Genomic DNA, 22613 nt, shown 5'->3' on the forward strand with positions numbered 1-22613 from the left:
GACCCGGCGATGACAATCGATTTCTCGCCGCTTCTCGCCTGGCCGTATCTCGCGGCACTGGCGCTTGTCGCAGCCGTTCTGGCGGCACTCGGTATCTGGCGCGGCGTTCGGGGAGCCTGGATCAGGGCGGCGGCACTGGCTGCATTCTGCCTCGCGCTTGCAAATCCCGTCCTCTTCCAGGAGGAGCGCGAACCCCTCTCCACCATTGTCGCCGTCGTTGTCGACCGCAGCCAGAGCCAGGAGAACGGTGACCGCCGCGCGCAGACCGACCAGGCGCTCGAGGGGCTCAAGCAACGCCTTTCCCGTTTCCCCCAGATCGAGGCGCGCATTGTCGAAGCCGCCGACAGCGAGGAAACCGAGGCCCCCTCGACCAGGCTCTTCGGCGCCCTGACAACGGCGCTCGCAGACGTGCCGCCCGCCCGTGTCGGCGGCGCCATCTTCATTACCGACGGCCAGATCCACGACGTGCCGGACGTCAACCAGAAGCTCGGCTTCGATGCACCCGTCCACGCCCTGATCAGCGGCAAGCCGGACGAGTTCGACCGGCGCATCGAAATCGTCAGCGCCCCCCGCTTCGGCATCGTCGGCGAACAGCAGAGAATGACCTTTCGAGTCGTGGATGACGGCGCGGCTCCCGGCGGCAGCGCCGAGGTGACGATCCGCCTGAACGGCAACGAGATCGCCACGGAGCAGGCGGAGCCCGGCACAGACGTTCCGTTCAGCTTCACCGTTCCGCGCGGCGGCAACAACATCCTGGAATTCGCCGTCAATCCGGTTGCCGGCGAGGTGACGGAGACGAACAACCGCGCCGTGCATGTGCTCGACGGCATCCGCGAAAATCTTCGCGTGCTCCTCGTTTCGGGAGAGCCGCATGCGGGCGAGCGCGCCTGGCGCAACCTCTTGAAATCCGATGCCGCGGTCGACCTCGTCCATTTCACCATTCTCCGGCCGCCGGAGAAACAGGACGGCACGCCGATCAACGAACTCTCGCTCATCGCCTTCCCGACGCGGGAGCTTTTCGTCGACAAGATCAGCGAGTTCGACCTCATCATTTTCGATCGCTACCAGCATCGTGGCGTGCTGCCGATCCTCTATTACGACAACATCGCCCAGTACGTGCAGAACGGTGGAGCGCTGCTGATCGCCGCCGGGCCGGAGCACGCCGGCGACGATTCGATCGCCGCGACCCCGCTTGCGGCGGTGCTGCCGGCAACGCCGACCGGCGTCATGAACGAGAAGGCGTTCTTCCCCCGGCTCTCGGAGGAAGGAAAGAAGCACCCGGTCACCCGCGGGCTCGAAGGGGCAGCGGACGAACCGCCGGCCTGGGGCCGCTGGTTCCGTACCGTCGACGTGGACAGGCCGCTCGGGCAGACGGTAATGGAAGCTGCTGACGGCAAGCCGCTGCTGGTCCTCAATCGCGTCGGCAAGGGGCGTGTCGCCATGCTGCTCTCCGACCAGGGTTGGCTGTGGGCGCGCGGCTTCGAAGGGGGTGGGCCGCATGTCTCGCTCTATCGCCGCACGGCGCATTGGCTGATGCAGGAGCCGGCGCTCGAAGAGGAGGCGCTCACCGCCCGCGCGATGGGCCGGACTCTCGAGATCACGCGCCAGACGATCGAAGGAGATCCCGGCCAGGCGACCCTCACCTATCCTTCCGGCCGGACCCAGGAAGTCACGCTCACGGAAGGCGAGCCGGGGCTCTACAAGGCTGAGGTCGAGACCAATGAAATCGGCCTTTTCGAAGTTGCCAACGACGAATTGACGACGCTCGTCCATGTCGGCAACGTCGATGCGCCCGAATTCAAGGCGGCGATTTCCACGGAAGAGAAGATCAAACCCTGGGCGGAGAAGACGAAGGGCCTGGTCCGCCGTCTGGCGAGCGCCGACGGACCCGTCGACCTCCCGTCTATCCTCCCGGTTCGCGGCGCCGTCCGCGTCGCCGACGATCAGCGCCTGTCGCTGCGCATGACCGACGAGACGGTGTTGAAGGGCATCGATTCCCTTTCGCTATTCGCGGGGCTCTTCGGCCTGGCGGCACTGCTCTTCCTCATCTCCGCTACCTGGTATCGCGAGGGGCGGTGAACGCCGACGAGGCCACGGCTTCGCCATTCTCGGGCCGAGGACGACGAATAGGCCGACGTCCAGAGATCAGGCAGCCGCCCCTTGCGCCTCCGTGCGCGCAGTGAGGCAGGTGGCGCCGTCATCCCGCCAGGCGATCACGCCTTCAAGCCGGGCGTGAACGTCCGGCGCGACCGGCACGACGAGAACCCTCGCGGGATCGACGGGACCCGGGAATTGGAGCGCGCCATGGCGTACCTTCTCGAAACCGAGCGGCTGGTAATAGGGCGGATCGCCGACGAGGATAACCGCTTCGGTGCCCTTGCGGCGCGCCGCTTCGACTGCAATACGGACGAGTTCCCGGCCGATGCCCTGGTTCTTGTGCGAGGGCCGGACGGCAAGCGGGCCGAGCAGATGTCCTTTCACCGAACCGGCCGTTACCGGCGTCATCCGGACCGACGCGATCGTTTCGCCGTTATCGGCGCAGATGAAGGAGAGCGACCGGTCATGGGGCCCCTGCTCGCGAATCCGCGCGGCGGCGCGGGTGAAGCGACCCGGCCCGAACGCCTCTTCATTGATGATTTCGATGGCTGCGTCGTGGGATGCGTCTTCGGTCAGATAGACGAGATCGTGCTTTTTCATGTGTCGAGAACCGGCATGCGAACGGACATGGAGGATGGCTCGCCCCGAATGGGCGTTTGCAGCATCAGCGTCGTCGCAGGCTTCCCGACAGGATCATTGTTGTGATCGTTCCCAGATGAAAGAGCTACCGTTTCGCCGATAGCAGAAAAATGCTGCCAGTCAAAGGGTAAAACGCACTGTTCGGAATTTCACATCTATCGGCCGCGGTTCTCAGCACTAATTATGACGTCAGCAAACGATCGAAAGGAGTTGGCCTATGGGTAGGCTCGTGAATGGCGTCTGGCAGGATGTCTGGTACGACACGCGTGCGACGAACGGTCATTTCAAGCGCAGCGAATCGCAGTTCCGCAACTGGATCACGGCAGATGGATCGCCCGGCCCTTCCGGCGAAGGCGGCTTCGAGGCCGAAGCGAGCCGCTATCATCTTTATGTGTCCCTTGCCTGCCCCTGGGCGCACCGCACGCTGATCTTCCGCAAGCTCAAGAAGCTCGAAGACCTCATCTCTCTTTCCATCGTCGACCCGCTGATGCTGGCCAATGGCTGGGAATTCAAGGGAGAGGACCGTGAGGGCGAGAACGGCGGCACCGCCGATCACCTCTTCGGCTCGCGCATGCTCTGGGAAGTCTATCTGCGCGCCGACCCGGTCTATTCCGGCCGGGTGACGGTGCCGGTCCTCTGGGATAAGCGGAAGAACACGATCGTCTCGAACGAGTCCGCCGAAATCATCCGCATGTTCAACTCGGCCTTCGATCGTCTGACCGGCTCGACGGCAGATTTCTGCCCGCAAGATCTACGTCCCGAAATCGACGCGCTCAATGCGCGTATCTACGACGCGGTCAACAACGGGGTCTACAAGGCCGGCTTCGCAACCAGCCAGGCGGCCTATGAGGAGAGCGTCGCCGCCCTCTTCTCCATGCTGGACGAACTGGAGAACCGCCTCGCGTCGAAGCGCTATCTCACGGGAGACCGCCTGACGGAAGCCGATTGGCGGCTCTTCACGACACTCGTCCGTTTCGATCCGGTCTATGTCGGCCATTTCAAATGCAACATCCGCCGCATTGCGGACTATCCGAATCTCTACGGCTATCTGCGCGAGCTCTACCAGGTGCCGGGCGTCGCCGAGACGGTCAATATGCACCACATCAAGCAGCACTATTACCGCAGCCATACGACGATCAATCCCACGGGCATCGTGCCGGCGGGTCCGGTACTCGACCTTGGAGCACCGCACGGGCGGGATAACCTCTGAACAAGGATGAGAGAAAATGGGCGCTAGCCGCTTGTCCCTTCGTCCGCTTGCTGGGGAGAAGGGACAAGCAGGCGGCTAAGGGGGCGATCCGACGCGATCGGTCCCCTACCAGAACGTATCGGGCGCCGCGCTTCCAGCGAGCTCCGCCAGCCGGCGCCGGGTCGCAGGCGTCGTGTCCGCCGGAAGGTCGTCGAGCGGAAAGAAGCCCGCCGCGGCGATTTCGAGATCCGGACGCTTCGGCCGCTCCTGGCGGACATTATCGCAGCGGAAGAAGATGACGTGATCGCGCTTGCTGGTGCGCCGGTTGTAGTAGACCTGAAAGAGCAGCGGTGCCGTCGTCAGCACGAGGTTGCCCTCCTCCCTGAGCTCGCGGGCAAGGCCCTCCACCGCAGTCTCGTTGCGATCGAGTCCGCCGCCGGGAAGATGCCAGCCCGGCAGATAGGAATGCCTTACGAGAAAGACCCGCCCCTCATCGTCGAAACAGGCAGCCCGCACGCCGAGCGTCATGCCGCGGGCCAGGGCGAAATAAACATGGGCAAACCGCGTCAGAAAGCGGAGCCGCCAGGAGGGCATCTCCGGCCCGCGGCTCTCGTCCATACGCCTTCTCCTCACATTCACGGTTTCCGGGAATAGTCCATTACTGATTCCCCTTCCCGGGAATATGCGCTAGACGAGATTAATGTTCAAACTTGCGCATATATCCGATGTCCACCTGGGGCCTTTGCCCGATCTCTCCCTCCGCGAACTCGCCTCCAAGCGGATCACCGGTTTCGTCAACTGGCACAGGAACAGGGTGCGCCATCTCTTTCCCGGGACGCTCGACTGCCTGATGCAGGACATCGAGGTGCGCAATCCGGATCACCTGGCGATCACCGGAGATCTCGTCAACCTCGCCTCTTCGCTCGAGATCGAGGCGGTTACCGAATGGCTCGCGGAAGCGGGCGACCCCAATGAAATCTCGGTGGTTCCGGGCAACCACGACGCCTACGTGCCCGGCGCATACGAGAAGATCACGCATGCATGGTATCCCTTCATGCGCGGCGACGACGGCCCCAGCGGCTGGATGAAGAAGCATGCCTGCTTTCCCTATATGCGGGTGCGCGGCAGGGTGGCGCTCATCGGCTGCTCGACGGCCGTGGCCACTCCCCCTTTCGCCGCGAGCGGCTATTTCGGGCCGCGACAGGCGCGCGCGACGGTCAACCTCCTTCGCCAGGCCGGCGAAGCCGGATTGTTCCGCATCGTCATGATCCATCACCCGCCGATTCGCGGCGCGACCTCGATGCACAAGCGCATGATCGGCATCCGCCGTTTCGCTGCCACCATCTCCGCCGGCGGGGCCGAGCTGGTTCTGCACGGCCACACGCATCTCAATACGCTCCACTGGCTCAAGGGGCATACGGGGCCGGTGCCGGTCGTCGGCATCGCATCCGCCTCGCAGGGTCCCGGAGGCAGCAAGCCCGTCGCCGCCTATAATCTCTTTTCCGTCGACGGTGAGCCCGGAGACTGGCGGCTGACCCGGGAGCGCTACGCGATCAACCCGGACGCGACCGGCGTGGTGCTCGCCGAAACGACGTATTTCTGAACCGCCGGAAGCCTCTCGGTCCCGGCCGATTCAAGGACCCGCGCCGGCGTGGGGAAAACCGGTTGCCGGGGCGCAAAAACCTCTTTCCGTTCCGGCTCGTCCCTTGCAGACTTAGGACCAAATGTTCCATATCATTGATGGTGCGTCCGCATGGCGAATGGACGCGCGATCCGGCACGTTTTACTGGAAGAGCAATGCGCCCAGCGGCAGAAATGAAGGATTTCAGACGGGATTTGGTCAGCCTGCTGCCCAAACTGCGCCGCTTCGCGATCACGCTGGCCAGCAATGCCAATGATGCCGACGATCTCGTCCAGGAAGTTTGCGAGCGGGCAATCGCGCGCGGTCACCTTTGGAACGGCGAGGGCCGGCTGGAAAGCTGGGTCTATGCGATGACCCGCAATCTCTGGGTGGACGAAATCCGCAAGCGCAAGGTGCGCAGCGCCGGTGCGGTCGACGTTTTCGAGCGGGAAGAACCGCACGTCGAAGCAACAGCCGAAAAGGCCGCCTATGCCAATCAGGTGCAGAAGATGATCCTGTCGATGCCGGAGGGACTGGCAAGCGTCTTCCTCCTCGTCAATGTCGAAGGCCACAGCTACCGGGAAACGGCGGAGATCCTCGGCATCCCCGTCGGTACGGTCATGAGCAGGCTGTCGACGGCGCGGCTCAGGCTCGCGGCCATGTTGTCCGAAAATACGGAAAGGAGGGCCTGACCGTTGCTGCAAACGAAGGGCCTGGCGCTCGAGGTGCGGTTGTCCGCCTATATCGACGGCGAACTCGCAGAAGGCGAAAAATCCGAGCTTGACGCTCTTCTCGCCCGCGACGACGAGGCAAGGGCATTGCTCGACAAGCTCAAGTCGGGCAGCGCCTTCGGCAACGGGGCTTTCGAAAACTTCCTCCATGATCCGGTGCCGCTGGCGCTGGTGCGCCAGATAAAGCAAGGCCCCGGCATCAACCCGAAATCGGAGCGGGTAACGACGGCCAGCCTTCCAAGACGAAGCGCTCGCATCTGGCCGCGCATCCTCGCCGCTTCCACCGCCCTTTTCCTGCTCGGCGGAGCCGCCGGCTTCATTCTCGGCAGCGCCACGGATTTCGCCGAGCCGATGAACCAGGCCGATGACCGCCCCTGGATCGACGATATCGTCGGGTCTCACCGCATCTATTCGCGCCAGAAGGAGCATCTGGTCGAGGTGCCGGGAACGCAGGCGGCCGAGATCGAGACCTGGCTTGCCGCAAGCGTCGGCGTGACCTTCGCTGTCCCCGATCTCGCCCGCAAGGGATTATCCTTCGAAGGGGCGAGGCTCCTTGCCGCCAACGGCAGGCCGGTTGCCCAGCTCGTCTATCGCGACCGGGAGGGAGAGGTCTTCACCATCTGCTTTCTCAAGCAAGGTGACGCGCAACAATCCGGCGAATTCACCGAAACCATCCGCGGCGACCTCGGCTTGATATCGTGGCAACGGGAAAGCGTCTCATTCGTGATGATCGGTCCGTCTTCCGACCCCGCTCTGCAGGACCTTGCCGAAACGGTGGCGGCGAACATTTGACGCTGATCAAGACCGAGTAGCTGCCCTGCATAGAGCCGTCGCGACCTTCTTCCCCTGGGAGGCAGGGCCATCGCATATGAGCCAGGGTCGGGAGCGTTTCCGCGATCCACCTATCGAAGATCAGGCTAATGAGCGCCGCCCAATACCGTCTCCCCTCTCTCCGCGCGCGGAGAGAGGGTCGGGGCAAGGGGCACCTACCAGGGCAAGCGCGTCACTTCCCCATCAAGTCCAGCACGCGGTTGGCAGCCGAGACGATCGCCTCCAGTGAGGCGGCCACGATATTGGTGTTGATGCCGACGCCGAAGAGCTTGCCGCCCGGATACTCGACCTCGACATAAGCGATCGCAGCGGCGTTCGAACCATGCTGCAGCGAATGCTCGGAGTAATCCGCCACCGAAAGTTCGACGCCGAGATAGATCGACAGTGCATTGATGAAGCCGTCGATCGGGCCTGTGCCCTTGCCCTCGATGTGTCTGGTCTCGCCGCCGTCCGTGATCTCGGCGGCAACGACGCGCAAGCCTTTGTGCTCGCCTACAGGGTAGGTGTGATGGTCGACGAACTTGATGCGCGCGCCCGGCTGCTCGACATAGCTTTCGATGAAGCGCTGATGGATGCGCTTCGAGGGCAGCTCTTTGCCTTCCTCGTCGGTGATGCGCTGGACTTCCTCACGGAACTCGATCTGCAGATTGCGCGGCAGATTGATCCCGTAGTCCTCCTGCAGGATATAGGCGATGCCGCCCTTGCCCGACTGCGAGTTGATGCGGATGATCGCTTCGTAGCTGCGTCCGACATCGCGCGGATCGATCGGCAGATAGGGTACCTCCCAGGTCGGCTTGTTCGCCTGTTTGATCGCCTTCATGCCCTTGTTGATGGCATCCTGATGCGAGCCCGAGAAAGCCGTGTAAACCAGTTCGCCGACATAGGGGTGGCGTTCCGGAATGACCATCTGGTTGGAATATTCGTAGACTTCCTTGATCCGTTCGATGTCCGAGCAGTCGAGCTTGGGATCGACGCCCTGTGTGAACATGTTGAGCGCCAGCGTCACCACATCGACGTTGCCGGTGCGCTCGCCATTGCCGAAGAGCGTCCCCTCGACACGGTCGGCGCCGGCCATCAGCCCCAGCTCGGTTGCGGCAATGCCGGTGCCGCGGTCATTGTGCGGATGCAGCGAGACGATCAGGTTCTCGCGATTGTCGAGATTGCGGCACATCCATTCGATCTGGTCGGCATAGATGTTCGGCGTCGCCATCTCCACGGTCGAGGGCAGGTTGATGATGAGCTTGTTGTCCGCCGTCGGCCGGACGATCTCGATCACGGCGTTGCAAATCTCCAATGCCACTTCGAGTTCGGTGCCCGTGAAGCTTTCCGGCGAGTACTCGAAGCGATAGCCGCCGCCCGCTTTCGCGGCCATATCGGTGATCATCTTGGCGGCGTCGGTCGCGATCTGCTTGATGCCGGCCACGTCCTTGCCGAAGACGACGCGGCGCTGCAGCTCGCTCGTCGAATTGTAGAAATGCACGATCGGCCGGTGCGCACCTTCAAGCGCCTCGAAGGTCCGCGCGATCAATTCCGGCCGGCACTGTACCAGCACCTGCAGCGACACGTCTTCGGAGACGTTGCCTTCCTCGACGCACCAGCGGGCGAAATCGAAATCCGTCTGCGACGCGGAGGGGAAGCCGATCTCGATCTCCTTGAAGCCCATGTCCAGGAGGAGGTGGAACATGCGCGCCTTCCGGTCGTGACCCATCGGGTCGACGAGTGCCTGGTTGCCGTCGCGAAGATCCACGGAACACCAGATCGGCGCCTCGGTGATCGCCTTTGACGGCCACGTGCGATCCGGCAGCGCGATCTGCGGATAGGGCTGATATTTCACAGCCGCTTCGGGCATGCCGGTCTTGATGGAATGCGATTTCAAAATCATGTGCAGCTTCTCTTCGTCACTGGAGCGTAGCCTGCCGCAGCAATAGCCGATCATTCGGGACATTGCGATGGCGATGCCGCGGGGGCCGCGCGATTTGGTTCAGCTTTTCTGGATTTCGAGGAGCAGGTGCCGGCAAGGCTTTTCGGCCGCCGGGCGCTCCTCAGCGAACCCGGCAACCGCGGATAAGGCCGAGAAGAAGAAGGGAGGCGAAGGCGCGCGCAGGAGCACGATTGGCATCGTGTCCCGAAAAGATCGCTGCGATCTTGTGTGCGTCGGCCTCAGTCATGGAAAAGCCTATACACGGCTTGGTAATGCGGAGCAAGAGTGCCCTTTCCTCGGGTTTGGTCCGAGGACTAGCCCTTTCCCCGCGCGCGGGGGAAAGGGTCTGAGGCGGCGCCTCGCGTCCCTTCGCCCCGCTTGCGGGAGAAGGTGTCTGCAGGCGGATGAGGGGCGGACGCTCTAGATCTCCGCGATGGAGGTGACGATGCGCGAAACGAGACCATAGGCCTTCGCCTCTTCCGCACCGAGCCAGTAATCGCGATCCGTGTCCTTGGCGATCTTGTCGACCGGCTGTCCGGTCGCTTCGGAGAAGATCCGGTTCAGACGCTCGTTCATCTTGATGATCTCGCGTGCCTGGATCTCGATGTCGGAAGCCATGCCGCGCGTTCCGCCCGAGGGTTGGTGCAAAAGGAAGCGGGTGTTCGGCAGGCACAGGCGCTGCTCCTTGGGCGCAGCGACATAGATGAGCGCGCCGGCGGACGCGACCCAGCCGGTGCCGATAGTCCAGACCTTCGGCTTCACGAACTTGATCATGTCGTGGATGCTGTCGCCGGATTCGACATGGCCGCCGGGCGAGTTGACGAAGAGGCGGATATCGTCGTCGCTGGCCGCGGCAAGCGCCACGAGCTGCGAGCAGACCTTCTGCGCGAGTTCCTGGGTGATGGTCCCGTAAATGAAAATCGAACGCGACTTGAAAAGGTTCGCCTCCGTCTCCTTGCCCAAGGGCAATTCGGTCTTCTTTTCTTCCTGGTCGTCGTCGTTCCGCATTCTTCGGACTCCTCATGAAATGTCTTCCAACCAGATAATGCGACTCGACGGCGAAAACAATGCAAACGGCGGCGTTAACACGGTTCGAACCGCCCGCCTCGGCGCGATGGTAAACAGGGTCCGCCAAATGACGTATGGACAGCCGGCGGGAGCCCAATAAGATCAGCGGATCATCAATGTCTGTATCGGGGCCCAGAATGAAGAAACCCGTCCTTCTCGCAGCCGCGCTCTTCGCCGGCTCCTCCGCGCCTGCCTTCGCCCATCTCGATCCAGCCGAACACGGGTCGGTGATGGCGGGCCTTACCCATCCGCTGTTCGGAGCCGACCACGTTCTTGCGATGATCGCCGTCGGCCTTTGGGCGGCTCAGATCGGCGGCAGGGCGCTGTGGAGCGTGCCGGCTGCCTTTGTCGCGACGATGGTGCTCGGCTTCGTCCTCGCCCGCGCCGGCGCTCCCCTGCCCCTTGTCGAACCGGCCATTCTCGCCTCTGTCGTGGCGCTCGGCCTGGTCGTCGCCGTAGCCGTCCGGCTTGACGCGGCAACGGCTGCAGCCATCGTCGCGGCCTTCGCGCTCTTCCATGGCCATGCCCACGGCGGAGAGTTGGGCTCGGCCGGCACCTGGTCGTTTGCAGCAGGATTCGTGATCGCAACCGCTCTTCTGCACATTGCCGGCATGGGTCTCGGCATGGGGCTCGCCCGGCTTGCGGACCGCGGCGTCGTCACCCGTATCGTCGGCGGCGCCACCGCCATAGCCGGCGCAGCCTTGATCCTCGGATGATATTGGTTCGCTCCGCGCTTCCGCAGGAGGCGGACTTTCTCGCTCAAATCGGCCTTGCAGCCTGGCGCAAAGGCATAAAGCCGCTTGTGCCGGCGCATGTTGCGGCGGCCACCGAACAAAACAACCCGTTCTTGCCGTTCGTGCGAGAACTGGGGCCTCGCATTCTCGTCGCTGAAGTCGATGGAGAAGCTGCCGGCCTCGGCGCCCGCGAGCACGACGACGATGTCATCAGCGATATCTGGGTGGCTCCCGCCTTCGAAGGACGGGGCGCCGGATCGGCCCTCATAAAGGCGCTCGAAGCGCAAATCGCCGAGCGTGGATACAGGCAAGCCGCAATCCAGGTGGCGGCCCAAAATGAGCGGGCGCTTCAGCTCTACCAGCGTCTCGGCTACCGAGTGCTTTGGAGGAAGGTCGCTTTCGACCCGATCCTCCAGACCGAACTGGAAAAGATCGGCCTGTCAAAAGCACTTCGGCTCGATCGATAGGGCAATCCGTCCGAACCGGCGGGCGGCTCATCCCCAGGTCAGCGGATCCAGCCGAAGATAGAAAGCGAGACGATCTTCGTCCGGTGCCGAGATCCCGTGAATGGCGAAGAGGCAGTCCCGGGCGGTCTCCGCATCGCCCTGTCCGGTCCAGCTTTCGCGAGCGTTGCCAAGGAGGAGCGAAAAATCGACGTATCGATCCGCCGTTCCCAGCCGACTCAGATCGATAACGCCCGTGCAGCGGTGTGTATCCGGATCAATCATGAAGTTGGGCAGGCATGCGTCGCCATGGCAGACTACGAGACCGGAAGGCTCATCGATCAGGTGCCTCGGCAGTTCAGCCCGCAGAGCGTCGAACAGTTCGCCCGCCGGAGTGTTCTGATCCTCCGGGGCCAGGAAATCCGGATTGACGGCATCGCGCCGGACGACATCCGCGGCCCGGTCGAACATCGACGCGAGTCGCCGCTCGAAGGGGCAGGATTCCGTTGGCAGTCCATGCAGCAGCTTCAATTGCCGCACGATCGACGGCCAGGCCTTCTTGAGGTCGACCGCGGAGAGCTCGCTTGCCGGCACGCCCGGCAGCGCGCTGATGACGACACATGCTTCATTCTCTGCCGCGATCCACTCGCAGACGGACGGCGAGCCCACGCGGAACGGCGCCAGCCACGCGACACGATCGCGCTCGCCCTCGAGCAGTGCCATGGCCTTACCGCTCGCAATCTTCGCACAGGCGCTACCGTCGCTGCGACGATAGACGCGGTCACCGGATTCGCCGTGACGAACCGGTATCCATTCCCGACCTACGGGCAGTTTCGGAAGTAGCGTTTCGTCACCCGCGTCGCGCCTGCTCATGAAACCCGCCATTGCAAGTCGGCAACCGCCATCATCCCCGTCCGCGATAGGTCGGCACGCCCTGATCCGGCAGCCAGACGCCCTCCGGCGGGTTTCCCGTCTGCCAGAAAACGTCGATCGGGATGCCGCCGCGGGGATACCAGTAGGCGCCGATCCGTAGCCACTTCGGCGAAAGCAGCGAAACCAGCCGCTTGGCGATCTCGATCGTGCAATCCTCGTGGAAAGCGCCGTGGTTGCGGAACGAATGCAGGAACAGCTTGAGCGATTTCGATTCGACCAGCCAGCCGTCCGGCACATAGTCGATGACGATATGCGCGAAGTCGGGCTGCCCGGTCATCGGGCAAAGCGAGGTGAACTCGGGCGCCGTAAAGCGCACGACGAAATCCGTGCCGCCGTGCCCGCTCGGCACCCTTTCGAGCACCGCTTCTTCCGGGCTCTGGGGCAGATCGACCTTCGTCCCCAGTTGTGAAAGTCCCGATACGTCAGTCTTGGTCATTTCCGTGATGCTCCACTAACCTTAACGCGCACCCCGTGCGCTTTTTCGCCTTCCGGTTCGACGTGAATGGCGATCTCCGCGCCCGAGTGCACGAAGCGAATCGCCTCCTCGATCCGGTCGCAGATATCGTGCGCGTCACCGACCGCCATCGCCTCGGGCACGACCATGTGAAAATCCACGAAAATCGCCGGGCCCGCCTGACGCGTCTTCAGATCATGGACCCCGAGAGACCCGCCGGCATTAGCCGCGATCGCCGCCTTGATCGCCTCCTCCTCGTCCGCCGGCACCGCCTTGTCCATCAGCCCGTCGACGGAGCGCGAAATCACCTTCCAGCCCTGGAAGAGGATGTTGCCCGCGACGATCACGGCGAGCAGCGGATCGAGGATCGCGTAGCCGGTGGCGATGGCGAGAAGAAGGCCGACGAGCACGCCCACGGAGGTCACGACATCGGAGAGAATATGCTGGCCGTCCGCACTCAACGCGGGCGAGCGATGGCGGCTGCCCGCCCGGATAAGCACATAGGCCCAGACCGCATTGACGACGCCGGCAGCAAAATTGATGGCGAGGCCCAGCGTCGGTGCATTCAGAAGCACCGGTGCCATCATTTCGGGGATGGCTTCCCAGATAATCAGCAACGCCGCCAGGACGATCAGCACGCCTTCGATGACCGCGGAGAAGTATTCCGCCTTGTGATGCCCGAAGGGGTGATCGGCATCGGCCGGCTTTGCCGCATAGCCGATCATCGCATAGGCAATCACCGCGGCGACCACGTTGACGGAGGATTCCAGCCCGTCGGACAGGAGCGCCACCGAGCCCGTCACCCACCAGGCGAGCATTTTAAGACCCATCACGGCCAGCGACAGGGGGATGCCCCAGAAGGCGAGTCGCAGGACGGTTCTATTGTCGGTTCCGGTCATCGTCATTCCTCCTGCAGATGCAAACGAGTTGCAGATGCAAGGCCATTCAAATGCAAAACCGCCCGCGCGGGTTTTCGCGCAGGCGGATCATGGGCGCCATATGGGCGATTACGGGCCGCTTGTCAAACGGTCGAATGCCTCGAGCCGATACAGCCGACGCGCAAGAGGTCAGGCTGCCTTTGTCTTCGCCCGTTTGGCGAGATGGGCAACCACGTTCTCGATCATCCGCATGCCGGCGTCGCCGCCGAGCGTCATGATCGATTCCGGATGGAACTGTACGGCCGCCACCGGCTCCTTGCTGTGTTCGATGCCCATGATCGTACCATCTTCGCTTTCGGCCGTGATCACGAATTCGCGCGGCAGGTTGGACGGATCGGCGAAAATCGAATGATAGCGCCCGACCGTCACCTCCTTGCCGAGGCCGGAGAAGACGACGCCGGGTTCGAGCACGCGGATGCGCGAGGGTTTCCCGTGCATCGGGATCGCCAGCTGACGAAGATCGCCGCCATAAGCCTCCGCGAGCGCCTGCAGCCCCAGGCAGACGCCGAAGATCGGCAGGTCCCGCGCCCGCGCCTTCTTGATCGTCGCCTTGCAGTCGAAGTCCTTCGGGGTGCCGGGACCGGGCGAAAGCACGACGAGGTCGGGCTTGACCCGGTCGAAGATTTCCTCGGCCACGGGCGTGCGCACGGTGGTGACAGTCGCGCCCGTCTGGCGGAAGTAGTTCGCCAGGGTATGGACGAAGCTGTCCTCGTGATCGACGAGCAGGATGCTCACTCCGGCGCCAACGGCAGCGACGTCGCGCGCGGCCTTGGCGCTGTTTGCGGATTTGGCGTCGCGGATGGCTGCAATCATGGCAGAGGCCTTCAGTTCGGTTTCGGCTTCTTCTTCTTCCGGATTGGAATCATAGAGGAGCGTCGCACCCGCCCTCACCTCGGCGATCCCGTCCTTGATGCGGATGGTACGCAAGGTCAGCCCGGTGTTCATGTCGCCGTTGAAGCCGACCATGCCGATCGCGCCCCCGTACCAGGCACGCGGGCTCTTCTCGTGGCTCTCGATGAAGCGCATGGCCCAGAGCTTCGGCGCGCCGGTAACGGTCACCGCCCAGGCGTGGCTGAGGAACCCGTCGAAGGCGTCCATATCGTCGCGCAGGCGCCCCTCGATGTGATCGACCGTGTGGATCAGCCGCGAATACATCTCGATCTGACGGCGACCGATCACCTTGACCGAGCCCGGCACGCAGACCCGGCTCTTGTCGTTGCGGTCCACATCCGAGCACATGGTGAGTTCGGACTCGTCCTTCTTCGAGTTCAAGAGCTTCAGGATCTGCTCGCTGTCTGCGATCGGATCGTCGCCGCGCTTGATCGTGCCGGAAATCGGGCAGGTCTCGATGCGCCGGCCGGAAACGCGCACGAACATCTCCGGCGAAGCACCGACCAGGTATTCCTGGTTGCCGAGATTGATGAAGAAGGAATAGGGCGACGGATTGATCGCCTTCAGCCGATTGGAAATCTCGGACGGGCGGCTTTCGCAGCGCTCGTAGAATTTCTGCCCCGGCACCACTTCGAAGAGATCGCCGCGACGGAAGCTTTCCTTCGCCTTGACGACCAGTTCGGCATATTCGCCCGGGCGGTGATCCCCGTGCGGCGGGATGCTGTCGACGCTCAGGAACGGCTCGGGAGCGATGTCCGCTGCCTTGCCCTCGGTCGAAAGGTCCTCCCTGGCGAAATCGTAGCGGTCGATCCAGGCCTTTGCCGCATAGTGATCGACCACCAGTATCTCGTCCGGCAGGAAGAGAACCATGTCGCGCTGGTCGTCCGGACGCGTAAGCTTCAGTTCGATCGCATCGAACTGGAAGGCGAGGTCGTAGCCGAAGGCGCCGTAGAGGCCGAGGTTCGAGTCCTCCTCCGAGTGGAAGAGGTTCGTCACCGCGCGAAGAACCGTAAAGACCGTCGGCATCTTCGACCGCTCTTCCTCGGTGAAGACACGATCGGGCTCATTGATTGTCAGGTCGAGACGACGGGGCGCAAGCGCGCCGAGCGTAATGTCGGCAACGGACTTCAGATCCTCGGCGATCAGTGCCAGCAGCACTTCGCCGCGCTCGTTATAGGCTTCGATCCAGAGCGAGCGACCGAAGGAGGAGATGGCAAGCGGCGGGTCGACCACCGCAGTGTCCCAGCGGGTATAGCGGCCGGGATATTCGTAGTTCGAGGAGAAGACCGCGCCGCGGCGTTCGTCGAGCCTGTCGACATAGCCGGCGATCGCGTCGCTGTAGGATGCCTCGCGCCGCCTGCGGGTGACGACGATGCCGCCCTTCGTGGTATAGCTCTCCGCGCCGTCTTCCAGAATTACCGCTGCCATTCGTTTCGCTCCGTAAAAGCCCGGTCTTTCCACGCGGCCAGAATACGAAAAAAGCCGCCTCGAAATCTCCGGGCGGCTCCATCTCTCAATCACGCATGACTGGTCAAGGCCGCCTCAGCGAGCCCACCACCAGATCGAAATGTTCTGCGTGTTTGCCATGGGCGGAAGTGTTAGCGCGGCTTGCAGTGGCGCGCAAGCGGGAAAACCGCGGACCCAATCTGTCCCTTAAAAAAAGAAGGCGGCCACAGCGGCCGCGCTCTCTATGTGTGCCGCCGGATCCTCAGAACCGCTGCGTCATCGAAACCTTGAAGGTTCGCCCCGGCTCCGAATAGAATTCGGCAGGCTGCGTGAACGCATTCTGCGTGTTCACCGCATCCCAATAGGTCTTGTCGAAGACGTTGTAGACCCCTGCATTCACCCTCAGACCCGGCAACTGCTCCGGCTCCCACCAGCCGGTGACATCGACGATGCCGTAACCCGGTGCCTTGAAAGTGTTCGTCGATTTGTCCGAAACGTCCATCGCCGCCGTCAGGATGACGTCAGTCCCCCAGGTTTCGGCGGCGTAACCGACATTGAGGACTCCCTTCAGCGGGGCAACGGAGCCAAGCACCTCGTCGGTATCGAGATCTCGGCCATAGGCATAGGCGAGTGCGGTGCGAACATGGACGCCATTGCCGAAGACTTTATGGCCCGATACCTCGACTCCATGAATAGAGACATTAGCACGGTTGATCGCCTCCGTGATGCCGATCGGGTAGATGCCGGTCGGATCGCGAGAAAAGCGTTCGTCAATGAAGTTCTTATAGCGGTTGTAGAAGGCGCTGACTCGGCCGCCGAACTCGTCGTCACCAAGATTCGCGCCGATTTCGAAACCATGGCTCGTTTCGGGCTTGAGATCGGGATTGCCAATGCTCAGATAGCTGCCCGGCGCGCCGTAATTCAGATAGAGTTCCTCGGCCGTCGGCGGCCGGAAAGCCATCGCCCACTGCGCGAAGAGCTCGACCTCTTGCGCTGCCTGATAGGTTGCAAGAAGCTTCGGCGACAGCGCCAGATCGCTCTGTCCCGGCGGCAAGCCGTCATAATTGGGGTTGCGCATATAGGCGGCGGTATTCTCCGGCGAATAATCGTACCAGTCGAAGCGCAGGCCCGGCGTCAGCGCGAAGGGACCATCGCCGATCGAGATGCGATCCTGCAGGTAGATGCCGATCTTCCTGCTGTCGACGTCGGGGCTGTCCGACTGGTTTGTGTGCAGGAAGTTGCAGGAAGGACTCGGCGCCGTGTCGCAGCTATCCTCGCCCGAGGAATATTGGTGCAGCTTGCCGATGGCAAAGTCGCCGCCGAGCGTGACCTTATGCTGCAGGGAGCCAGTGTCGAAGTACTTGTCGACATAACCGCTGGCGCCGAAGCTCGCTTCTTCGGCCTCGTTGAGACGGGAATAATCCCCGATCACCGAGGTGCTGCGATAGGCGTCGCTACCGTTCTCGCGAAGCAGGCGCTGCCAGTAAATCGTGGCCGAGGCGCTGTCGAACCAGGCGTTGTCGTCGGTGGCCTCGAATTCGTAATCGAGCGACAGGCGCTCGCGCCGGGTGTTGTCGAGCTTGTCGTAGTTACCTGGCTGATAATTGCCGGTAGGGCTCTGGCCGGACATGAAATCGATGTCCTTGTCACGGTCGAAGCGCTCGGCCGTAAAGCCGAAGGTGTGGCCGCTCTCGGTATATTGCCTTACTTTGAAGAGGAGATTGTTCTGATCGTAGTCGGCAGGGTCGGCCTCGGTGCGCGTTGTGGAATAGCCGCCAATGTTGCCGTTGCTTTCCTGCTCATGCCCTTTCTTGTAGCCGCCCTGGAAAAGGACCGCCGTATCGTCGTAGCGCGCGGCAACTGCAGCGGACCCGCCGAGACTTTCGTCCTCGCCGTCATAGGCGAATTTGAAGATACCACCCCAGGTCTTGCCCTCGCCGATCAGGTCCTCCGGCTCGAGTGTGCGCAGCACCACGGCTCCCCCGAGCGCGCCGCCGCCCGCACGGCTGGAATCGGCGCCGCGAACGATGTCGATCGTCGAAAGGGCGGCAAAATCGAAGCTGTCGATGCCTCCATCGGCGTCGCGCGCCCCATCGTCGATAAAGGGGATGGGAATACCGTCGATCGTCGTCAGCACGCGCGGCCCTTCGAGGCCCCGTATATTGACGCTGCCATTCGTGCGGTTGAAGTTCACCCCTGGCTCGAGGCTCCTGCCCAGATCCTCGAAGCTCGAAATCTGGTTGTTGTCCAGTTCCTCTTCCGTCACCTGCTCTGCAAGCGGTGTGTCCGCCACGCCCTCTTTCTCTCCCCCCCTGACGGAAAGTTTCTTTAAGACCGTTACGCGCCCCTGCTTTTCGGCGGCGCCCGCCGCCTCTTCGATGGATTGCGCATGAGAAATTGTTGCTCCGGCGAGGGTAGCGAATGCCGTGCAAGCCAAAAGCGCCAGGCGATGATGCCGGTTGAGCATGGACCAGTCCTTTGAAAGTGTTGGCCGGGCTTGCTGTTGAGCGGCGAACTCAAGGGCTGGCTGGGCAGTGCGGAAATCGAACAAGGCGGCAATTTCCGCCTTATTTCAGCCACATACGAAAACATGAGTGTAATTGTCAATATAAATTTGGGGTTCTTCCTCATCTTCATGCCTGCGGCGCGAACTTCGTCCTCAGTTTCAGCACAATTTGAAACAGGATCGTTCCCGGTGCGTTTCGCCGTCTGGGGCTGCAGAAAAGCCTGGGGCTGCAGAAAAGATGGAGAGGACCTCATGCGCCACGCCGGAATCATTCTGATCTCCGCGTTTCTCCTTTCAGGAGCGGCCTTGCCGAAGACCGGACCGGTACCCGCGCCGCGTCCCTCCGCCGGCAGCGGCCAGCCGACGCCCACGCCCAAGCCCGTTACGCCACCGCCGGGTGATGCTGAGAGCCTGGAAAAATCCGGCGGAGAAAAGAAGGACGGCGCGCGAGCGGCGCAGGAATTGCCTCCGAGCTGGAAGGACGACGCCCTCGACGTCGGCCCTGTGCTGACGATCGAAAAAGAGAACCCTAAGGAATATGCATCCTGTCTCTCGGAATTGAAATCGCTCGGCGCCGCCTTTGCCGAGGTCGATGGCATCGATGACGGCAAGGGCTGCGGCATCGACAAGCCGATCCGGGTCAGTGCGGTACTGCCCGATGTGACGCTGAAGCCCGAGGGGGTGATGCGCTGCAAGGCGGCGCTGGCGCTCGCGCGCTGGACGAAGGAAACGGCGGCACCGGCCACCAGAAGCGCCTTCGGGGCCGAGACCCGCATCGTCGCCTTGAACCAGGCATCAACCTATATCTGCCGCCTGAGGAACAATGCAGAGACCGGCAAGATATCCGAACATGCGCGCGGCAACGCGGTCGACATCGCCTCGTTCACGCTGAGCAACGACAAGACGATCGAGATCCAGCCCCGCGACGAGGACGGCACCCTCACCGGCGCGTTCCAGCGGGCGGTCACGGCTTCGGCCTGCCTGTATTTCACGACCGTCCTCGACCCCGGCAGTGACGCGGCGCATGAAGATCATCTGCATCTGGACATTATCGAACGAAAGAACGGATACCGCTATTGCCGCTGAGGAGACGCGGTCGCCCCTCAACCCGCTGCCACGACCTTCTCCCCGCATGCGGGGAGAAGGGGCTTGCGGCGAGCGCCAGCGCGGCCGAGCCGCCTCAAAACAACCCCTCGATATACCCCTGCTCGTTCAGCCGTATCCGTTCCGAAGAAGGCACCTTCGGCAGGCCGGGCATCGTCATGATCTCGCCGGTGATGACGACGATGAAGCCGGCGCCGGCCGCCAGCCGGACCTCGCGAATCGGCACGGTGTGACCGGTCGGCGCTCCGCGCAGGTTCGGGTCGGTGGAAAAGGAATACTGCGTTTTAGCCATGCAGATCGGCAGATGGCCGTAGCCCTGATCTTCCCAGGTGCGCAGCTGATCGCGAACCACCTTGTCGGCGATCACCTCGCTCGCATGATAAATATCCTTGGCGATCGTTTCGATCTTTTCGAAGAGAGGCATCTCGTCCGCGTAGAGCGGTGAGAACTGCGAATGGCCAGCATTGGCGAGGTCCACAACCTTGTAAGCGAGCTCCTCGATGCCCGCCGAACCCTCGGCCCAGTGCTTGCAGAGGACCGCTTCGGAGCCGAGCGTGCGGACATAGTCCTTGATCGCACGGATCTCGGCCTCGGTATCGGAGGTGAAGTGGTTGATCGCGACGAGCACGGGGACGCCGAATTTCTTGACGTTCTGGATGTGACGGCCGAGGTTCGGGCATCCCTTCCTCAACGCCTCGACGTTCTCCCTGGCGAGATCCTCTCTCTTGACGCCTCCGTTCATCTTGATCGCCCGGACCGTTGCGACGATCACCGCTGCATCCGGCTTGAGACCTGCCTTGCGACACTTGATGTCGAAGAATTTCTCTGCGCCGAGATCCGCTCCGAAACCGGCCTCGGTCACGACGTAGTCGGCGAGCTTCAACGCCGTCGTGGTGGCCACGACCGAATTGCAGCCATGCGCGATGTTGGCGAAGGGGCCGCCGTGTACGAAGGCGGGATTGTTCTCGAGCGTCTGCACCAGATTCGGCTGCATCGCGTCCTTGAGCAGGACCGCCATCGCCCCGTCGGCCTTGATGTCGCGTGCAAAGACCGGGCTCTTGTCGCGGCGGTAGCCGATGATGATGTTGCCGAGCCGCCTTTCGAGGTCCTTGATGTCCATAGCCAGACACAGGATCGCCATGACTTCCGAGGCGACGGTGATGTCGAAGCCGGTCTCTCTTGGATAGCCGTTGGCGACGCCGCCGAGCGAGCCGACGATCTGGCGAAGCGCCCGGTCGTTCATGTCCATGACCCGCCGCCAGGCAATGCGGCGAATGTCTATCGCCTGTTCGTTGCCCCAATAGATGTGGTTGTCGATCAGGGCGGCGAGAAGATTATGCGCCGACGTAATGGCATGGAAATCGCCGGTGAAGTGAAGGTTGATATCCTCCATCGGCACCACCTGGGCGTAACCGCCGCCCGCCGCCCCGCCCTTGATGCCGAAGCAGGGGCCGAGCGACGCCTCGCGAATGCAGACGATCGTCTTCTTGCCGATCCGGTTCAGGCCGTCGCCGAGACCGACGGTGGTCGTCGTCTTGCCCTCGCCCGCCGGCGTCGGGTTGATGGCGGTCACCAGGATGAGCCGGCCGTCCCTCTTTTCCTGCTGAGCCGCGATGAACTCGGCGCTCACCTTGGCCTTGTCATGGCCATAGGGAAGCAGATGCTCCGGCGGAATGCCTAGTTTGGCGCCCACCTCCATAATCGGTTGCTTGCGCGCGGCACGCGCGATCTCGATGTCGGACTTTACCTCTCCCACGGCTTCCCCCCAGTTTGCCTCGCGCATCCCGCCTCCTCCGCGGGGTGCGCAGGTTCCGTTCCTTTGCCTAGGCTCGCACGTCACCCGTCAACGGGCAAGAATGTCGCGCATTTCCACGAGGTTCGACCGAACCCTGAGGATATAAAAACCCATGGTGGCGAGGTGCGTCGGCATGATCCAGCCGTCCTCGCGGCCGTTCGAAATGATGAGCGGCTGGATTCTGAGCGCCGCGCGAAGCTGCTTCATCGTTTCGGTATAGATCGGCCCCAGGCCACGCTGGGTGACGACATTCTCGAAATCGGCACCGGCAGCCGAGAGAATGCCGTAATAGCCGTAGAGCTGGCCGAAGGCGAACCAGAAGCGGTCGTCGGCCCGCGTGTCGAACCAGCCGCCATTGTGGAACTCCGATCGTTCGCGGATGATCGCCGAGGTGTTGCCGAGATCATTGGCTACGCGATCGAGGAACTCGACCATGTTGTCGGACCGTCCGTCGAAGATCGCCTCGCACTTGCCGAGCGAGACGTTGAACTTCCTGAGGTCGCGCATCGCCGAGCGATAGAAGCTGGGCGTCGGGGTCTTCGGACCAAAGGGGTTAAGGCCGAAATACCAGGTTTCCTCGTCGAACTGGATATTGCCGCGCGCGCTCTGCAGGTCCGCATTGACTCCCGATGTACCGCGGACACGGCCGAGCGAATCCACCAGTTCCACCGCTGTGCGCCGGACCGCCTGATTGATGCCGCGCTGGAAGGACGCCTTGTTGTCCAGCCAGGGCGTATCGTCCCAGTCCAGTCCGAAAAAGCCGAGCTTGTAGCCGAGCATCGACGAGATCCAGGCATTCTGATTGACATTGAGATCGATGAGATCGGCCGCCACCTCGACGACGGCCGAGGTCTGGCAAACCGTTCCGGCCGGAAGCTCCGCCACTGCGAGAGCCTCGGTCGTGCTGTCCGCAGCGGAGGGTGCGACCGTAGCTCGGTTCGCGTCAGCCGCAGAACCGGACTGGCCCGTCGTCGTTCCAGGTCCGCTGACGGGCGAACCGGCCGGAGTCCTGCGGTCGGCGAGCTTGTAGCGGTCGACATAGTCCGGGTCGAAATTCGTCCAGGCTTGCGTCTGCCAGACAAAGTAGGCGTAGAAGAGCACGAGGCAGAGGAGGATCAGGCCGATCGGCCCCTTGATGATCCAGCTTCGTCCCCGGTACCAGTTGCCGAGCGCGACGAACGGCCACAGAAGCCAAGCCACCGCCAATCCGATGCCACGGCCGATCGCCGTGAATACACGCTGGAAGAACGCAACGATCGGATCGAACATGTT

The 22613-nt window shown here is 62.7% G+C and carries 20 protein-coding genes; 8 read left to right on the plus strand and 12 right to left on the minus strand.

The genetic code is table 11. From position 1 onward, the window contains the following. Positions 1-9: 9 nt before the first annotated feature. Positions 10-2079 (plus strand): hypothetical protein, encoded by a 2070-nt coding sequence (locus AC5J09_RS24490; RefSeq protein WP_494298731.1) that lies wholly within the window; start codon positions 10-12, stop codon positions 2077-2079. Between the two features lie 66 nt (positions 2080-2145). On the opposite strand, the gene AC5J09_RS24495 is transcribed toward AC5J09_RS24490, so the two are convergent. After that, positions 2146-2697: a GNAT family N-acetyltransferase gene (locus tag AC5J09_RS24495; protein ID WP_411921631.1), complete on the minus strand. Its 552-nt coding sequence runs from the start codon at positions 2695-2697 to the stop codon at positions 2146-2148. 256 nt (positions 2698-2953) lie between these two features. On the opposite strand from AC5J09_RS24495, the gene AC5J09_RS24500 reads away from it, so the two are divergent. Further along, a complete protein-coding gene (locus AC5J09_RS24500) occupies positions 2954-3946 on the plus strand; it encodes a glutathione S-transferase family protein (protein ID WP_494298732.1) in 993 nt (330 codons plus the stop codon). 105 nt (positions 3947-4051) lie between these two features. Here the strand turns inward: AC5J09_RS24500 and AC5J09_RS24505 are convergent, their stop codons facing one another. Next, positions 4052-4543 carry an NUDIX domain-containing protein gene (locus AC5J09_RS24505; protein ID WP_494298733.1) on the minus strand — a complete coding sequence of 164 codons (492 nt, stop codon included), beginning with the start codon at positions 4541-4543 and terminating at the stop codon, positions 4052-4054. An 82-nt stretch (positions 4544-4625) separates the two neighbouring features. Here AC5J09_RS24505 and AC5J09_RS24510 point away from each other — a divergent pair, with 82 nt between their 5' ends. The 3 genes from AC5J09_RS24510 (at position 4626) to AC5J09_RS24520 (ending at position 7069) form a co-directional block, all read left to right on the plus strand. Further along, positions 4626-5528, plus strand: coding sequence for a metallophosphoesterase family protein (locus AC5J09_RS24510; protein WP_018095668.1), 903 nt, complete (start codon positions 4626-4628; stop codon positions 5526-5528). Positions 5529-5722: 194 nt separating this feature from the next. Continuing rightward, the gene (locus tag AC5J09_RS24515) at positions 5723-6238 is read left to right on the plus strand and encodes an RNA polymerase sigma factor (RefSeq protein WP_494298734.1); all 516 of its coding nucleotides are present in this window, start codon (positions 5723-5725) and stop codon (positions 6236-6238) included. Between the two features lie 3 nt (positions 6239-6241). Next, positions 6242-7069: an anti-sigma factor family protein gene (locus AC5J09_RS24520; RefSeq protein ID WP_494298735.1), complete on the plus strand. Its 828-nt coding sequence runs from the start codon at positions 6242-6244 to the stop codon at positions 7067-7069. A 211-nt stretch (positions 7070-7280) separates the two neighbouring features. On the opposite strand, the gene leuA is transcribed toward AC5J09_RS24520, so the two are convergent. Both leuA and AC5J09_RS24530 read right to left on the minus strand, forming a co-directional pair. Continuing rightward, on the minus strand, positions 7281-8990 hold the full coding sequence (leuA, locus tag AC5J09_RS24525) for a 2-isopropylmalate synthase (protein WP_494298736.1): 1710 nt from the start codon (positions 8988-8990) through the stop codon (positions 7281-7283). Positions 8991-9449: 459 nt separating this feature from the next. Then, the gene (locus tag AC5J09_RS24530) at positions 9450-10037 is read right to left on the minus strand and encodes an ATP-dependent Clp protease proteolytic subunit (protein WP_003534438.1); all 588 of its coding nucleotides are present in this window, start codon (positions 10035-10037) and stop codon (positions 9450-9452) included. A 197-nt stretch (positions 10038-10234) separates the two neighbouring features. On the opposite strand from AC5J09_RS24530, the gene AC5J09_RS24535 reads away from it, so the two are divergent. Next, complete coding sequence (locus AC5J09_RS24535; protein ID WP_494298737.1) at positions 10235-10813, plus strand: HupE/UreJ family protein; 579 nt, start codon at positions 10235-10237, stop codon at positions 10811-10813. Continuing rightward, complete coding sequence (locus AC5J09_RS24540; protein ID WP_494298738.1) at positions 10810-11298, plus strand: GNAT family N-acetyltransferase; 489 nt, start codon at positions 10810-10812, stop codon at positions 11296-11298. Before AC5J09_RS24535 ends, AC5J09_RS24540 begins: the two co-directional genes overlap by 4 nt. A 27-nt stretch (positions 11299-11325) precedes the next feature. On the opposite strand, the gene AC5J09_RS24545 is transcribed toward AC5J09_RS24540, so the two are convergent. The 6 genes from AC5J09_RS24545 to AC5J09_RS24570 form a co-directional block, all read right to left on the minus strand. After that, the gene (locus tag AC5J09_RS24545; protein WP_494298739.1) at positions 11326-12147 is read right to left on the minus strand and encodes an APH(3'') family aminoglycoside O-phosphotransferase; all 822 of its coding nucleotides are present in this window, start codon (positions 12145-12147) and stop codon (positions 11326-11328) included. A 31-nt stretch (positions 12148-12178) separates the two neighbouring features. Continuing rightward, positions 12179-12643: a preQ(1) synthase gene (gene queF / locus AC5J09_RS24550; RefSeq protein WP_018095676.1), complete on the minus strand. Its 465-nt coding sequence runs from the start codon at positions 12641-12643 to the stop codon at positions 12179-12181. After that, complete coding sequence (locus AC5J09_RS24555; RefSeq protein WP_494298740.1) at positions 12640-13560, minus strand: cation diffusion facilitator family transporter; 921 nt, start codon at positions 13558-13560, stop codon at positions 12640-12642. Before AC5J09_RS24555 ends, queF begins: the two co-directional genes overlap by 4 nt. A gap of 168 nt (positions 13561-13728) precedes the next feature. Beyond that, positions 13729-15918, minus strand: coding sequence for an anthranilate synthase (locus tag AC5J09_RS24560; protein WP_494298741.1), 2190 nt, complete (start codon positions 15916-15918; stop codon positions 13729-13731). A gap of 114 nt (positions 15919-16032) precedes the next feature. Beyond that, entirely contained in the window at positions 16033-16077 is a 45-nt protein-coding gene (gene trpLE, locus AC5J09_RS24565; RefSeq protein WP_178385068.1) for a trpE operon leader peptide TrpLE, read from the minus strand. Between the two features lie 121 nt (positions 16078-16198). Further along, a complete protein-coding gene (locus AC5J09_RS24570; RefSeq protein WP_494298742.1) occupies positions 16199-18403 on the minus strand; it encodes a TonB-dependent hemoglobin/transferrin/lactoferrin family receptor in 2205 nt (734 codons plus the stop codon). A 291-nt stretch (positions 18404-18694) separates the two neighbouring features. Between AC5J09_RS24570 and AC5J09_RS24575 the strand changes: the two genes are divergently transcribed. Further along, positions 18695-19528 (plus strand): extensin-like domain-containing protein, encoded by an 834-nt coding sequence (locus tag AC5J09_RS24575; RefSeq protein WP_494298940.1) that lies wholly within the window; start codon positions 18695-18697, stop codon positions 19526-19528. A gap of 94 nt (positions 19529-19622) precedes the next feature. Here AC5J09_RS24575 and AC5J09_RS24580 read toward each other — a convergent pair whose 3' ends face one another. Together AC5J09_RS24580 and AC5J09_RS24585 are read right to left on the minus strand one after the other, a co-directional pair. Beyond that, a complete protein-coding gene (locus AC5J09_RS24580) occupies positions 19623-21329 on the minus strand; it encodes a formate--tetrahydrofolate ligase (RefSeq protein WP_440852075.1) in 1707 nt (568 codons plus the stop codon). A 60-nt stretch (positions 21330-21389) separates the two neighbouring features. Next, the gene (locus AC5J09_RS24585) at positions 21390-22610 is read right to left on the minus strand and encodes a DUF2333 family protein (protein ID WP_275599891.1); all 1221 of its coding nucleotides are present in this window, start codon (positions 22608-22610) and stop codon (positions 21390-21392) included. Positions 22611-22613 lie beyond the last annotated feature (3 nt).

Source organism: Sinorhizobium sp., assembly GCF_059070375.1.